The organism is Bacillus tianshenii, from assembly GCA_020524525.2.
Lineage (GTDB): Bacteria > Bacillota > Bacilli > Bacillales > Bacillaceae_N > Bacillus_AV.
Genome location: CP129018.1, coordinates 2826946 through 2841550, shown reverse-complemented (window position 1 = coordinate 2841550; position 14605 = coordinate 2826946). Strand labels below are relative to the sequence as shown.

Sequence of the window (14605 nt, the reverse complement as noted above, 5' to 3'; positions counted from 1 at the left end):
AGGATTTGGGAAACGTAAGGGAGGACTAACATTGTTTAATGTAATACAACAATTTAACCGTAATGAAAAAAATGATGCCTTGGTAATCGGGGTGTTTTCAAATCGAAAAAAGTTAGAAGGGATTTTAAAAGAAGTTGATGGTGCTTTTGACGGTGAATTGTTAGAGTTAATTCGTGAAGGCGATCTTTCTAACAAAGCAAAAGCAGTCAGTAAAGTATTTTCGTTTGGCAAGATTGGTGCAAAGCGCGTTTATGTGCTTGGTCTTGGTGATGAAAAGAAGCTGAAGTTCCCAGAATTACGTGAAGCATTTGGGAAGCTCTTCAAAACATTACAAGCTGATAAAATAGAGCGGGTAAGTGTAGCGTTGGATACTTTCTTGAAAAAGGATGAAGATGGTTATGATGCCGCTCATGCACTTGCGGAAGCGTTGCCGTTAGCTACATATAAAATTCGAGACTATAAACAGAAGCCGAATGAACCAGAAAAAGACATTACGGCTGTAGATGTCATTACAGAAGCAGAACAGGGCTTAGTTGAAGGCGGGTTAGCACTAGGTTTTGCTCATGGAAATGGCACAAATACAGCTCGAACATTAACGAACTTACCTGGTAACATGTTAACAGCAACTGATTTAGCGAACTATGCGGTTTCTATTGCTAAGAAGTATGACATGGAATATGAAATTCTAGACAAAGAAGAAATGGAAAAGCTCGGAATGGGGGCTCTTCTCGCGGTCAACCAAGGCTCGGATGAACCACCAAAAATGATTGTCTTAAAATATAAAGGCACAGATACTTGGGAAGATGTACTAGGGCTTGTCGGAAAAGGAATTACCTTTGATACAGGCGGTTACTCTATTAAGCCGAAGAACGGCATTGTCGACATGAAAACAGATATGGGTGGCGCTGCAGCTGTTTTAGGTGCAATGGAGATTATTGGGGAAATGAAGCCGAAGCAGAACGTTGTAGCTGTCATTCCATCAACAGATAATATGATTAGCGGTGGAGCATTGAAGCCAGACGATGTCATTACATCTATGAATGGTAAAACAATTGAAGTATTAAATACTGATGCAGAAGGACGCCTTGCATTAGCAGATGCAATTACTTATGCGAAACATCACGGAGCGAATTATCTTGTAGATGTGGCGACTTTAACAGGGGGCGTTGTAGTCGCACTTGGTGAGCAGACAACAGGTGCGATGACAAATAATGAAGAGCATTATGAAGAAGTGTTACAGGCTTCGCATGAGGAAGGTGAGCGTATTTGGATGCTGCCATTATTCGAGACAGAGCGGAAGCGGGTGCGAAATTCGAAGATGGCTGATTTGAATAACTCACCAGGACGTGAGGGACATGCGATTCTAGCAGGAGCATTTCTTGCTGAATTTGCTGAAGAAACACCTTGGGTACACTTAGATATTGCAGGGACAGCAACTTCGAGAACGGCTACTGACCTTGGACCAAGCGGGGCTACAGGTGTGATGGCACGAACACTTGCTGTGCTCGCTGACCGTATGGGCGAGAAAAACGAATAAATTATTTAACTGACGAAATCGTTTTAAATGATTTCGTCAGTTTTTTTATACTTAAAAAATGATGAAAAGGTACTGCTGTTATATTGAAAAAGCAATTGACATTGGTCTTATTCCATGTTAGGTTTATTTATGTTTTAGTACATTAGTAATTTATCAGACTAAAGAATAGATTGAATGAGGGGGAAGATTTATGAACGCAGTCATTGTAGCGGTTTTGGTAATGCTTATCTTAAGCTTATTCCGTGTCAATGTTGTGCTCGCCCTTGTCACAGGTGCGATTATCGGTGGACTTACGGGTGAGCTTTCAATGTCAGCAACAATTGAAGCTTTCACAAGTGGATTAGGGGGAAGCGCAGAAGTAGCTTTAAGCTATGCGTTATTAGGAGGATTTGCAGTTGCGATTGCTCGTACAGGCCTTCCAGAGCTTCTTGTGAACTTTGCTCTTCGTCTTGTAGGAAAAGAAGGTGAAAGCAAAAAGAAAGCGATGGCAAAGGTGCTTCTTGTACTTGTTATTTTAACGATTTCAATTTTTTCACAAAATGTAATTCCAGTTCATATTGCATTTATTCCAATTTTAATTCCGCCATTATTGAAGGTATTCAATGAATTGGGCATTGACCGTCGTTTAATTGCTACGGTTATCACTTTTGGTTTGACAGCGCCGTATATTTTGTTACCTGCAGGTTTCGGGTTAATTTTCCATGAAATTCTGCAAACAAATATGGCAGAAAGCGGCTTAGAAATTGAGATGGGTATGATTCCGAAGGCAATGCTTCTGCCGACACTTGGTATGGTTGTTGGTTTGTTGGTTGCGATTTTCTTTTCATACCGAACAAAAAGTGCTTATGACGATGTTGAGTTGGTTGTCGAAGAGAAGGAGAAAGAAGAAATTTCTTCTATTGCAGTTGGATTTGCACTTGTAGCCGTCGTTGCTGCTCTTGTCTTCCAAACAATCTCAGAATCAATGATTATCGGTGCATTAGCAGGTATTATTACAATTTATCTTGGTTTCTTCTTTAATAAAAATGTAAAGTGGAAAGAAACGGATACAATGCTGACTGAAGGCATGCAAATGATGGCTTTCATCGGTTTTGTAATGATTGCAGCGTCTGGTTTCGCAAGCGTGTTGCGTGAGACAGGGCATGTTGAAATGCTTGTTGACCAAGCGGCAGGCATGATTGGTGATAATAAATCATTAGCAGCGTTTCTGATGCTTGTTGTCGGCTTGCTTGTAACGATGGGAATAGGCTCTTCGTTCTCAACCATTCCAATTATTGCAACGATCTTTGTTCCATTAGCATTGCAATTAGGATTTAGTCCGCTTGCAACGACAGCTCTTGTTGGAGCAGCAGCGGCGTTAGGGGATGCAGGTTCTCCTGCTTCTGACAGTACACTAGGACCAACTGCAGGCTTAAATGCAGATGGTCAGCACAATCATATTTGGGATACATGTGTGCCAACATTCTTACACTACAATATTCCACTTGTGCTGTTTGGTTGGCTTGCGGCCATTATGCTTTAATAGAAAAGAGCTGACGAATTCGTCAGCTCTTTTCTTCTATTAAGATACAGTTCGATCCAATGATTTTAACGTCCCAGAGCGGTGTACAGCTTGATAGATACGTGGAGCAATGGTTGCCCCTAGAATCGTAAAGGCAATGTCTTTCACAGCAAAAGCCGCCATTACCTTCCAAGCTGCTGCATACCCCATATCCACTCCAAGCCATACGTTAAGTGCCGCGTACATGTAGTTTGTACCGATGATATAAATAATCCCAATTCCAACAAATGAAGCGATATAAAAAGTAGAACGTGTTGGAGCTTGCGCTTTCTCCATAATCTTACCTGCAACGTAAGCAGCTACAATGTAAGAAATTAAGAATCCGCCCGTATTTCCAAAAACAACTGCGATACCGCCTTTAAATTGCGAGAAAACTGGAGCGCCAGCGATACCCACTAGTAAATAAACAAGCATTGATAACGCGCCTAATCTGCTTCCAAGTAAAAGGCCAGCTAAAATACTGAGGAACGGCCCCATTGATAATGGTACACCAGCAATCTGCAGAAATGGTGCCCATGATGTTATATTTGAACCGATTGCCATAAGAGCCACAAACATTGCGGCCAAAATTAATTCAACTGTTTGAAAGGAACGTTTTTGTTTCATTTATTAACCCCGCTTTCGAATAACACATTTAATTTTATGATATTGAATCCGTATATTAATGTCAACAACGTTTGCATTTAAGTTTACAAAAAGAAAGGTCGATTTCCCTCTGTGTCTATGCACGAATGCTTTTTTACAACATACGATATATAGGCAGATGTGTAGATTAGAGGAGGGATATAAATGATAAGTAAAAATATGGAGACAGTTTTTAATCAACTCATCCAGCTTGATTACTATTCGGCACAACTCTATCAAGCTGTTTCAAATTATTTTAAACGAATGAATTTGCCGGGAATGGCGCATTGGCTTCGCTTACAAATGAAGGAAGAACAAGGGCATGCCTTACAATTAACTGATCATTTAATTGAGCGAGGAGGAGTAGTTCAATTAAAAGAAATTGCCGCTATGCCTTCCTCATTCGGAACACCGTTGGAAGCGTGGACAAAGATTTTAGAGCATGAACAATATGTTACACAAAATTATCAAAAGGCCTATAACATTGCAGTGGCAGCCCAGGATATTCAAAGTGCTTCATTGTTTCAAAAGTTCCTAGATGAGCAAGTAGACGAAGAAGGTCAAAGTATGTATATTGTAGAAAAGTTAAAAATGATTGGCGATGATAAGGCCGCATTGCTTGTTTTTGATGAAGAGCTTGGACGACGTGCAGGTTAATAGAAAGTTGTCACCTTATGATGGGTGGCAGCTTTATTTTTTTATCTAAAATGAAACTTAATGATTCGAATTGACGTAAAATATAATAAGTATTGTCGAATGTCGCCTTGAATACTAAAAATAGTATAATGAAGGAAGAATATCTATAGGTAAAGGAAAAAACATTCAGGAGTCGATAAAGATGCGTTCCTTTTTATTTAAAACATGGAGAGGTTTTGTCGGGCTAAACGCTAGTGCAATTGTATCGCTTGTTTTATGGTTAGGATTTGAGGTTGACTGGCTTCTTGCTGCGGGTTCTGTGCCGATCAGTTTTTTTGGTGTAACGACACTTATGAAAGCAAGGCATCAACGTAATATCGCTAGTAAAAATCATCTTAAAAGCAGTGAATACAAAGATATTAAACGAGCACTTAAAGAAGCAAAAGAAAAGTTGGTTATTTTACAGCGGAATCGTTTCAAAGCCAAGTCAGTTAAGCTTTTTAAATCAGTTAACCAAATTTATCGATATGCAAAGACGATTTATGATGTTGTTGAGAAAGAGCCAAAACGCTTCTACTTAGCTAATGAATTTTTCTACAGTAATTTAGATTCAGCTGCCGAAATTGTTGAGCGTTATATGTTCTTATCATCACAGCCGGTTCGTGATGCTGAATATATGGAAGCACTCGCTCGAACTGAAAGAATGCTGAAGGAAATGGAAGAATGCCTTGAAAGAGAGTTAAAACATGTAGTTTCAGAAGACATGGAGAACCTTGACTTGGAGTTAGATGTCTTTAAGCAGTCATTAGAAAGGACGAGCTCTAGGCGAAAGTAAATTTGGATAATGAAAGGGGTCGTTTCGTTTGAGTGAACGTTGGAATCTTGAGAAAGAGCGTCAGCAAGAAGAGTTATTTGGAACACCTTCCAGTCAGTTAGATGAGTTACTTGCTAATCCGTTTGGAGATATTGTTACAGGAGATGAGCAGTCTCTAACGAAACAAGAGGATCAACAGCAGAGACCGCAAACGATATTTAGTCAGCTTTCAACTGAAAATCAAGAAAGAGCAAAGAAGCTTGCTAGTCAGATCGACGCTAAGAATCATCAAGCAGTTCTACAATATGGGGTTGCTGCACAATCGAATTTATCGCAATTTTCCCACGAAGTGTTAAACCATGTTCAAACGAAGGATACAGGACCAGTTGGTGAAGTAATCAGTGAATTAATGTCCAAAATTGAAGAGGTCAATCCTAACGAATTCAAAGGTGAAAAGAAGGGTATGTTCTCGAAAATATTTGGGAATGTCAAACAATCGATTAATCAAACTCTTTCAAAATACCAAAAAATAGGCACTCAAATCGATAAAATTTCTGTAAAGCTTGATAAATCAAGGCAAGGCCTGTTGGATGATATTCAGACACTTGAGAAGCTTTTTCAGAAAAACCGTGAGTATTTTGAGGCGCTTAATATTTATATTGCAGCCGCCGAGGAGAAGCTTCAAGAGCTGCATACGAACGATATTCCAAAGCTTAAGCGTGAAGCAGAACAATCAGGCGATCAAATGAAAGTACAAGAGGTAAATGACCTTATTCAGTTTGCAGACCGTTTAGAAAAAAGAATGCATGATTTGAAGCTGAGTCGCCAAATTACGATGCAGAGTGCCCCGCAAATTCGAATGATTCAAAATATGAACCAAGCACTTGTGGAAAAAGTTCAGTCATCTATCTTAACGGCCATTCCGCTTTGGAAAAACCAAGTGGTGATTGCCTTGACACTTTTCCGTCAGCAAAGGGCTGTCGAAGCACAGAAGCAAGTAACAAAGACAACAAATGACCTGCTTCTGAAAAACTCTGAAATGCTGAAAACAAATACAATAGAAACAGCAAAGGAAAATGAAAGAGGCATTGTCGATTTGGAAACATTGAAAACAACCCAATCGAATCTTGTTTCGACACTTGAAGAAACGTTAAAAATACAGCAAGAAGGCAGGGAAAAGCGCCGCAGTGCCGAACATGAATTAATGAATATGGAAAATGAATTAAAACAAAAGCTATTGTCATTAAAAGCAAATGATCGATAAAGCTGTCTTATCATAAGGCGGCTTTTTTAAAATTAGGGAAGGGGTATTATGTATAAGCTTCAGTTTGTAACAGAAAGTGATTTTCAAACATTAATTGATTGGAGCGGTGATGAGCGTTTCTTGTTACAGTGGGCAGGTCCAAGTATGAATTATCCCCTTGATAAGAAACAATTAAAATCTTTTCTTTATGGTTCAAACAATAAAGATAGCTCGGACCGTATGATTTATAAAGCGATAGAGTCTGAAACAGGTCAAATGGTTGGTCATATTTCACTTGGAATGTTGAATCACAAGCATCGCACAGGTCGGATCGGGAGAGTGCTTGTTTCGCCAGCAAAACAAGGTGAAGGTATTGGAGAATGGATGATGCGAGAGGTATGTCAAATAGGCTTTGAGGAATTTAACTTGCATCGTATCGGCTTAGGTGTATTTGATTTTAACATTGGAGCGATTCGGTGTTACGAAAAAATTGGTTTTCAAAGGGATGGCCTGTTACGTGAAGTCGTCTCTGTCCAAGGAGATTATTGGAATATGATTGAAATGAGCTTGCTTGAAAATGAATGGCAAGGGAGCATTTAACAGTTTGTAAGCTATTGCTGAGGGAAGAATATTTAAGATAAAAATGCACTTCTAGAAATGGAGCACAAGATAATGGAAATGCAATTAATTGAAGTTTATTTCCCTCAGCGATATCGCAATAAAGTAGATGAGATTTTAAAGAAACATTCCGAAACGATTTTAACTCGCTGGACGCTTGAAGAAGATCACGGGTTTATTCTTTATCGTTTGATGGTGAATAAAGATGAAACGGAGGAACTTCTGAATTTCTTTGAAAATGTTTCGCATATAATTGACGGGTTTGAAGTAATCCTTCACCCAATTGATACGTATATAGCGCGTCAATCAAACAAAGATAAAGTGAAAAAGAAAGAAGAGAAGACACATATTCAGCGAGCAAGTCAGCAGGAACTCTATGTGACAATGAAGCAAGTAAGTAAGCCAGATATGGCCTATATTCTTCTTTCTATACTGTCAGCTATTGTAGTTACAATTGGTATTATAAAAAATAGTGAAGCAGTCGTTATTGGTGGAATGGCAATTGCTCCATTAATCGGTCCTGTTATTTCACTCGCATTTGCCTCTATGCTTGGAGACAAAACGATGGCAAAGAGCTCATTAATCACAGTGGTGTTTGGCTTAGGTATTTCATTTCTAATTGCGGTTGCTTTTGGTATCACCTTTGATGTGCCGTATGACAGCCAAGCATTTAAGCGACGAACTGTTATTAGCATGCTTGATGTATTGCTTGCACTTACTGCTGGTGCTGCTGGTGCGCTATCAATACTACAACGGTTTTCGTCAGCGTTAGTTGGAGTTATGGTTGCTGTTGCTCTTTTGCCTCCTGCTGCTGTAGTTGGGTTATTAACAGGTGGTGGACAGTGGGAGCAAATGACAGGAGCGCTTTTGTTAACATTAGTTAATGTAACATGTGTCTTGCTCTCTGCTATCTTGATCTTTTGGGTAACAGGAATTCGACCTGCTACTTATTTAGAAAAAGAACGGGCATCTATCTCAACAAAATATTCTTTTCTCTTTATTGCATTTATCGTTGTTATCTTAGTTGGAGCTATTTGGTATAGTCAAAACTTTTAAAGGCATACTCCGTTCTTTTGGAATATGCCTTATTCAATAGCAGTGAGATGCTTAATTCGAGTAAAGTAGCAAATCTTTTAGTTTGATCTTAATAACATTGGAAGGAACGAATTTGACGTAAACCGATGCCGAAGTACACCCATCTCCAGCCATCCCAACGATAGCCTGAAACCGAACGGCGTCCTACAAATGTAGGGTAGAACCAGAAAGATTGCCATCCGCGTAGCCATACATAAGTGTAGCGATATAAGCAACCAGCAATTGAGCCTGGATCAACCGCTGTTAGCTGTGGTGAGCCAGCTTGAGCTGAAAGTTGAGGTGTAAAGGAAGGAGGTGGTGATGTAGGCGGTCCTCCTCCTTGACCAGGTCCTCCTCCAGGACTTGGTCCAAATGGTGATTGACTAGGCGGAAAGCCCGGCGGTCCAAACGGCGGTTGTCCCGGCCCTTGAGAAGGTGGGAAACCTGGTGGTCCAAACGACGGCTGTCCCGGTCCTTGAGAAGGTGGGAAACCCGGTGGTCCAAACGGTGGCTGCCCTTGCCTTAACTCGTCATAATAAGGCATTGAAAAATCATAATAATACATGTTATCCTCTCCTCTAAGCAACTTCGCTATATTCTATGCTTTTGCCTAGAGACTGTTACAAAATGAGTTGCAGAGATGAAATTTTTCTAGAATAATATAATTTTTCGTTTAATATGCAGGAAGTGGTTGACATCATACAAAAAAAGAGTATGATATACAGATAATTATCAGAATTTTTATAAATCTTGAGGTGGAAAAAATGAAGTATCCATTTGCGAAACGGGTTAGACATCTACAATCTTCTGCTGTGCGTGATATTTTAAAAGTTGTAAATCAAAACAATGTTATTTCTTTTGCTGGCGGACTACCAGATGATACATTGTTTCCGTTTGAAGCAGTCAAAGACTCTTTTGCAAAAACGATGGAATCAGGTAATAAAGCATTGCAGTATGCTGAAACAGAAGGCTATGGACCATTGCGTGAGCAACTTATTGAACGGATGAAGCGTAAAGGAATGGACCAATGGTCAGCGGATAATGTATTGCTTACAACTGGTTCTCAGCAAGCGATTGATTTATTTTCGAGGGTTTTCTTTAATCCTGGAGATATAATCCTTACTGAAAACCCAACGTATCTAGCGGCATTGCAAGTATTTGAATCTTATGAAGCACATGTCATTGCAGTTGAGTCAGATGAGCATGGAATGGTGCCGGAAGATTTGAAAGCAAAAATGAAAAAGTACCGGCCGAAGTGTATTTATGTTGTTCCGACGTTCTCAAACCCTGCTGGTAGAGTATGGTCTCAAGAACGGAGAGAGACATTATTGAAGCTTGCAAAGAAATATCATTCCGTCATCTTTGAAGATGATCCGTATGGTGAAATTCAATTTAATCCAGAGGAAACATATACACCAATTGCTGCGATGGATAATGGCGAACATGTTCTTTATACAAGTACGTTCAGTAAAACGGTTGTACCTGCTCTTCGGACGGGCTGGATCGCTGGTCCGCAGCAAGTTATCCGTATTATGTCACAAGCAAAACAAGCGAATGATTTGCACTCGAATTCGTTATCTCAACAAATGCTTTATCATCTATTAACAGATTTCGATCTTGATGCGCATGTTTCAAAGATTACGAGTGTCTATCATGAACGCTTAAAAATTATGATGAATCAGCTTGAAAAAAGTTATTTACCAGGGCTGACGTATGTTGAGCCAAAGGGTGGAATGTTCTTGTGGCTTGAGCTGGCTGAGGAAGTCAATACAACAGACCTACTGGCAGAAGCAGTAAAACAAGGTGTAGCATATGTACCTGGAGCACCTTTCTATGTTGGAAAAGCAAGACAAAATACGATGAGATTAAATTATACAAATTCCACACCAGAGAATATCGAAAAAGGTATGAAAGCTTTAACAGACTTATTTTCCACGTTGAAAACGGAGGAAAGAATTACACTTTAACTGCTCGCCACTGCGGGCAGTTTTTCTTTGCCGAAGTGGGAATGAATAGCCCTAACTAGTAATAGGAGCCCCTAATCGTTTTTCTGAATGTGCTTTGTTAACACAATGTTTAAAAGTTGTCCCTTTGTTCTGTGGGAAATGCGTTGTACAATAGTAGCAGTATATGCCTTACAAAAAAGCGCAGATATAGATTTTGTTGTTTGTGGCTATGCTTTTTGTACAAGCCAATTGCAACAATAGAGAAGGGAGACAACAATTTATGGACCATCATTATGAAACAAAACAGCGAAATTATACACCTGTCATTGTTACGCTGACTATCTTGATTAATGCTCTTGTCGCCGTTTTGTTCTTTATGCCTAAGTATGAGGGACTTGGTGATGTAGATTTAACATTCTTGCCATTCCTGAATGCTGTCTTAAACAGTTTTACATTTGTATTTTTAGTTGCTGCATTAGTAGCGATTAAGAAGAGAAATATTACAAGTCACCGCCGTTTTATCTTTGCTGCATTAGGTTCTACTGCTCTGTTCTTAGTATCGTATGTAACCTACCATGCACTTGCTGAATCCACACATTTTGGCGGTGAAGGTGTAATTAAGTACGTTTATTATTTCGTGTTGCTTACACACATTGTACTTTCAGCTGTCATTGTACCGTTAGCATTAACTTCCGTGGCGCGTGGGTTGAATATGCAAGTAGAAAAACATCGTAAAATTGCTCGTTGGACAATGCCGCTTTGGTTATATGTTAGCTTTACAGGGGTGCTTGTCTACCTTATGATTTCCCCATATTATTAATAAAAGATGCCGAGAAGAGATTCTCGGTATTTTTTATGGGTTTTTTGAAAAAGGGCGGAGCTCCACACAAAGTTGTTGCCTGTAATCTAAGTTGGACCGTATGACTCGAAATTAATGCCCTATATAGATAAAGTATAGTTCCGCTCACACCGCTTTAATAGAAAAGTACAGGGAAGTGAATGCAAGGAAGGAAAAAGGGCGGAGCTTCAAAGTGAGCAAGATTCAAAGGTAAAATAAATCTCTAAAGTAAAAATATAGATAAATGAGTCTAAAGTAATAGATATTTTGGAACCATAGAAGCAAGAAAAAACAGAGCTTTTAAGCTATGATAAAAGTAACACATAAATTCGTACGAGAACGGCAAAGCCATTGAAAGATGGTGACGCAAAGCTAAAGGGGCTACGGACAAAATTGTCTAAGCCAGCCAGTTGCCGAATACGTCCTCCACGAATTATGTGATTGGACATGGCGGAGTGATATTTATGTGGTGGACTATATTTTTTATATTATTGTATGTGTTAATTGACTTGCAAGATGGATGAAAGAAGCGTTCTGTATTTGATGCAGAACGCTTTTTTTTCTATTTAGCATGTTTTTGATAATTTGTTTATCTTCCCCTCCTTGTTCTTAGTTTCCTTTCGCAAAATAGTAATAGAAACTTGCAAATAATTAGCTATTTTCCGAAAAGTCATGAAATATGGAGAACTTTGTGGTAAATTGTTATATAACAGAAAATGAGACAGGGGGATTTTACAGATGACGACAAAAAGCGCTAATCAAGAAGTCATGATGTTAGACAATACAGCTAATTTGAAGGACTACAATGAAGCGGTTCAATCAGCTGATTGGAAGGAAGTTGAGAAAAATTTCAGCTGGTATACAACAGGAAATGTAAATATGGTTTATGAAGCAATTGATCGTCATGTTGATGAGGGGCGTGGAAGTCAAACAGCTCTTTTCTATACAGATGGCCAACGAGATGAAGCTTATACGTATGAAGATTTGAAGAAGCAGTCATGTCAATTTGCAAATGGACTTCGTTCATTAGGCGTTGAAAAAGGTGATCGTGTATTTATTTTCATGCCACGCAGCCCAGAATTGTATATTTCAATGCTTGGTATCATACGGAACGGTTCCATTGCAGGTCCACTATTTGAAGCTTTCATGGAGGAAGCAGTGAAGGATCGCCTGTTAGATAGTGGAGCAAAAGCAGTCGTAACCACGCCTGAACTGCTTGAACGTATTCCTGCAGACGAGTTGCCTGATTTAGAGTATGTAATTTTAGTAGGAGCAGACAAAGCAGAGCAAGATAACCAAAAGCTTTATCAAGATTTGATGAATACATCTGATGATTACGTGATCGAATGGGTTGATCGCGAAGATGGCATGCTGTTGCATTACACATCTGGCTCAACGGGTAAGCCGAAAGGAGTACTTCAAGTACACGATGCAATGCTTCATCAATATTTATCAGGAAAATGGGCATATGACTTACGAGAAGGCGATGTTTATTGGTGTACAGCGGATCCAGGCTGGGTAACAGGTACTTCAGCTGGGATGTGGTCACCATGGTTGAATGGGGTAACAGCAGTCCTTAAAGGTGGCCGCTTCGACGCGGAAAGCTGGTATGCAACAATTGAAAAATACAATGTAAATGTTTGGTTTAGTGCACCAACTGCATTCCGTCTTCTGATGGCTGCAGGGGATGAGCTTCCTAATAAATATGATATCTCAAGCGTCCGTCACATTTTATCAGCAGGAGAACCGTTAAACCCAGAAGTCATTCGGTGGGGCTTAGATACATTAGATCGTCGTATTCATGATAACTGGTGGATGACAGAGACTGGCTCATGTATTTGTGCAAACTTCCGTTGTAATCCAATCCGTCCTGGTTCAATGGGTAAGCCGATGCCTGGGATTCAAATGGCAATCATTGATGATGATGGGAACGAACTGCCGCCTCGTCGCATGGGTAACCTGGCAATTCGCCCGCAATGGCCGGCAATGGTACGGAAGGTTTGGAACAATGATGCGAAATATGAGCAGTACTTCTTGAATGGCTGGTTTGTTTCAGGAGATTCAGCTTACAAGGATGAGGATGGTTACTTCTGGTTTGAAGGTCGCGTTGATGATGTTATTAATACGTCAGGTGAGCGTGTTGGACCATTTGAGGTTGAAAGTAAACTTGTTGAACATCCAGCTGTAGCGGAGGCTGGTGTTATCGGGGTGCCAGATCCTGTTCGGGGAGAAGCGATCAAAGCATTTATTACACTGCGTAATGGGTATGAAGAAAGTGATGAATTGAAAGATGAAATTCGTCAATTCGTTAAGACACGTCTTGCTGCACATGCTGCGCCTCGTATGATTGAAGTAAGAGAAACGATTCCTAAGACACGTTCAGGAAAAATTATGCGCCGCGTGCTTAAAGCATGGGATCTAGGGTTGCCGACTGGTGATTTATCAACAATGGAAGATTAAATCTTATGAAGCTAAAAATGCCTCCTTTATTGGAGGCATTTTTTTACAGTATATTATAGCGTGGTGGGTTAGTTTTGACATAGAGATCCTGTGGGAAGTTAGCTAACCTTTCACAGCCATTTTCTGTAATTCGTATAGACTCACTAATTTCAACTCCCCAATCGTCAAACCAGAACCCTGGAATAAGGTGAAATGTCATATTTGGCTTGATAACGGTTTTATCGCCTGGCCGAATGCTGACAGTGTGCTCACCCCAATCTGGAGGATAGCTCGCTCCGATTGAATATCCAAGGCGTGAACTCTTGTAATACCCGCGTTTCTTAATAAAAACACTCCACTTATATTCAATTTCTTCTGCTGTCATGCCTGGTTTAATGGATGCTAGTGTTTGGTGTAAGGCTTCTTGGACGGCTTGTGAAGCATCAAGAAGATGCTGAGACGGAGCTCCTAATACCATTGTTCGCGCAAGTGGCGCATGGTAGCGTTTATAACAGCCGGCAATTTCGATAATGACCGGGTCGTTTGGTTTATATCTTTTATCTGTCCATGTTAAATGAGGTGATGATGTTTGCTCGCCGGAAGGCATCATTGGCACGATGGAAGGATAATCGCCGCCGAATTGAGGAGTACCGCTTACTTGGGCGTGATAAATCTCGGCTGCAGCATCACATTCCCGTACACCTACATCAATCGTATCGTAGCCGCGTTGCATTGCTTGTTCTACAATTTGTGCAGCACGTCGCATATATTCGATTTCTCTATCAGACTTAATAATCCGTACCCAGTTCACAAGCTTACTAGCATCTTTGAAAGCTGCATTAGGAAGTGCTTCAGTAAATTTCATATAGCTTTGGGCAGAGAAGAAATGCGTTTCCATTTCTAAGCCAATTACGCGTTTTGCTTGACCAATTTCTTTAAGAATATTGGCTGTAAATTGCATAGGGTGTTTGATTTCAGATTGGACATAATCATCAGGATAAGGAATGATATTGTCATGATCGAGCCAAGTAGTGACTTTTGCGCTATTTGCGTCCATTTGACGACCAAGCCAGATAGGTTGTGGCTCATCAATCATTACAATAAGCATTTGGTGTACGTAAAAAGACCAGGCATTATAACCGCTCAAATAATACATATTAGAGGGGTTCGTAACGAGCAGGACTTCTACTCCTTCTTCACTCATCTTTTGTTTTGTACGGTTTAAGCGATCTTTGAATTCTTCAGCTGTAAACACGGCAAGACACATCCTTCCTT

General features: G+C 40.0%; 13 protein-coding genes and 1 riboswitch. Of the genes, 10 read left to right on the top strand and 3 right to left on the bottom strand.

The window, feature by feature from the left end:
- The first annotated feature begins 31 nt into the window (after positions 1-31).
- Together LC040_14360 and LC040_14355 are read left to right on the top strand one after the other, a co-directional pair.
- The gene (locus tag LC040_14360; GenBank protein WLR50435.1) at positions 32-1537 is read left to right on the top strand and encodes a leucyl aminopeptidase; all 1506 of its coding nucleotides are present in this window, start codon (positions 32-34) and stop codon (positions 1535-1537) included.
- A gap of 190 nt (positions 1538-1727) precedes the next feature.
- Positions 1728-3059 (top strand): SLC13 family permease, encoded by a 1332-nt coding sequence (locus LC040_14355; protein ID WLR50434.1) that lies wholly within the window; start codon positions 1728-1730, stop codon positions 3057-3059.
- Between the two features lie 39 nt (positions 3060-3098).
- Here LC040_14355 and LC040_14350 read toward each other — a convergent pair whose 3' ends face one another.
- On the bottom strand, positions 3099-3704 hold the full coding sequence (locus LC040_14350; protein WLR50433.1) for a biotin transporter BioY: 606 nt from the start codon (positions 3702-3704) through the stop codon (positions 3099-3101).
- 183 nt (positions 3705-3887) lie between these two features.
- Between LC040_14350 and LC040_14345 the strand changes: the two genes are divergently transcribed.
- From LC040_14345 to LC040_14325, 5 genes are all read left to right on the top strand, one after another.
- On the top strand, positions 3888-4379 hold the full coding sequence (locus LC040_14345) for a ferritin (protein ID WLR50432.1): 492 nt from the start codon (positions 3888-3890) through the stop codon (positions 4377-4379).
- A gap of 181 nt (positions 4380-4560) precedes the next feature.
- A complete protein-coding gene (locus tag LC040_14340; GenBank protein ID WLR50431.1) occupies positions 4561-5193 on the top strand; it encodes a 5-bromo-4-chloroindolyl phosphate hydrolysis family protein in 633 nt (210 codons plus the stop codon).
- Between the two features lie 28 nt (positions 5194-5221).
- Positions 5222-6436, top strand: coding sequence for a toxic anion resistance protein (locus LC040_14335; protein ID WLR50430.1), 1215 nt, complete (start codon positions 5222-5224; stop codon positions 6434-6436).
- Positions 6437-6484: 48 nt separating this feature from the next.
- The gene (locus LC040_14330) at positions 6485-7015 is read left to right on the top strand and encodes a GNAT family protein (GenBank protein ID WLR50429.1); all 531 of its coding nucleotides are present in this window, start codon (positions 6485-6487) and stop codon (positions 7013-7015) included.
- Positions 7016-7087: 72 nt separating this feature from the next.
- Entirely contained in the window at positions 7088-8089 is a 1002-nt protein-coding gene (locus LC040_14325; GenBank protein WLR50428.1) for a TIGR00341 family protein, read from the top strand.
- Between the two features lie 88 nt (positions 8090-8177).
- Here LC040_14325 and LC040_14320 read toward each other — a convergent pair whose 3' ends face one another.
- The gene (locus tag LC040_14320; protein ID WLR53304.1) at positions 8178-8651 is read right to left on the bottom strand and encodes a hypothetical protein; all 474 of its coding nucleotides are present in this window, start codon (positions 8649-8651) and stop codon (positions 8178-8180) included.
- Between the two features lie 220 nt (positions 8652-8871).
- On the opposite strand from LC040_14320, the gene LC040_14315 reads away from it, so the two are divergent.
- The 3 genes from LC040_14315 (at position 8872) to acsA (ending at position 13351) form a co-directional block, all read left to right on the top strand.
- On the top strand, positions 8872-10074 hold the full coding sequence (locus tag LC040_14315; GenBank protein ID WLR50427.1) for a PLP-dependent aminotransferase family protein: 1203 nt from the start codon (positions 8872-8874) through the stop codon (positions 10072-10074).
- A 259-nt stretch (positions 10075-10333) separates the two neighbouring features.
- Positions 10334-10873 carry a DUF420 domain-containing protein gene (locus LC040_14310; GenBank protein ID WLR50426.1) on the top strand — a complete coding sequence of 180 codons (540 nt, stop codon included), beginning with the start codon at positions 10334-10336 and terminating at the stop codon, positions 10871-10873.
- Positions 10874-11222: 349 nt separating this feature from the next.
- Positions 11223-11309: riboswitch (cyclic di-GMP riboswitch) on the top strand.
- Positions 11310-11629: 320 nt separating this feature from the next.
- Positions 11630-13351 carry an acetate--CoA ligase gene (gene acsA, locus LC040_14305; GenBank protein ID WLR50425.1) on the top strand — a complete coding sequence of 574 codons (1722 nt, stop codon included), beginning with the start codon at positions 11630-11632 and terminating at the stop codon, positions 13349-13351.
- 43 nt (positions 13352-13394) lie between these two features.
- On the opposite strand, the gene LC040_14300 is transcribed toward acsA, so the two are convergent.
- The gene (locus LC040_14300) at positions 13395-14597 is read right to left on the bottom strand and encodes a M24 family metallopeptidase (GenBank protein WLR50424.1); all 1203 of its coding nucleotides are present in this window, start codon (positions 14595-14597) and stop codon (positions 13395-13397) included.
- Positions 14598-14605 lie beyond the last annotated feature (8 nt).

What these genes read in the sequence shown, in the direction of transcription:
- LC040_14355 (WLR50434.1), top strand. Translation starts at nt 1,728, where the DNA reads ATGAACGCAGTCATTGTAGCGGTTTTGGTAATGCTTATCTTAAGCTTA.
- LC040_14310 (WLR50426.1), top strand. Translation starts at nt 10,334, where the DNA reads ATGGACCATCATTATGAAACAAAACAGCGAAATTATACACCTGTCATT.
- LC040_14350 (WLR50433.1), bottom strand. Translation starts at nt 3,704, where the DNA reads ATGAAACAAAAACGTTCCTTTCAAACAGTTGAATTAATTTTGGCCGCA.
- LC040_14315 (WLR50427.1), top strand. Translation starts at nt 8,872, where the DNA reads ATGAAGTATCCATTTGCGAAACGGGTTAGACATCTACAATCTTCTGCT.
- LC040_14345 (WLR50432.1), top strand. Translation starts at nt 3,888, where the DNA reads ATGATAAGTAAAAATATGGAGACAGTTTTTAATCAACTCATCCAGCTT.
- LC040_14300 (WLR50424.1), bottom strand. Translation starts at nt 14,597, where the DNA reads ATGTGTCTTGCCGTGTTTACAGCTGAAGAATTCAAAGATCGCTTAAAC.
- acsA (WLR50425.1), top strand. Translation starts at nt 11,630, where the DNA reads ATGACGACAAAAAGCGCTAATCAAGAAGTCATGATGTTAGACAATACA.
- LC040_14340 (WLR50431.1), top strand. Translation starts at nt 4,561, where the DNA reads ATGCGTTCCTTTTTATTTAAAACATGGAGAGGTTTTGTCGGGCTAAAC.
- LC040_14320 (WLR53304.1), bottom strand. Translation starts at nt 8,651, where the DNA reads ATGCCTTATTATGACGAGTTAAGGCAAGGGCAGCCACCGTTTGGACCA.
- LC040_14330 (WLR50429.1), top strand. Translation starts at nt 6,485, where the DNA reads ATGTATAAGCTTCAGTTTGTAACAGAAAGTGATTTTCAAACATTAATT.
- LC040_14325 (WLR50428.1), top strand. Translation starts at nt 7,088, where the DNA reads ATGGAAATGCAATTAATTGAAGTTTATTTCCCTCAGCGATATCGCAAT.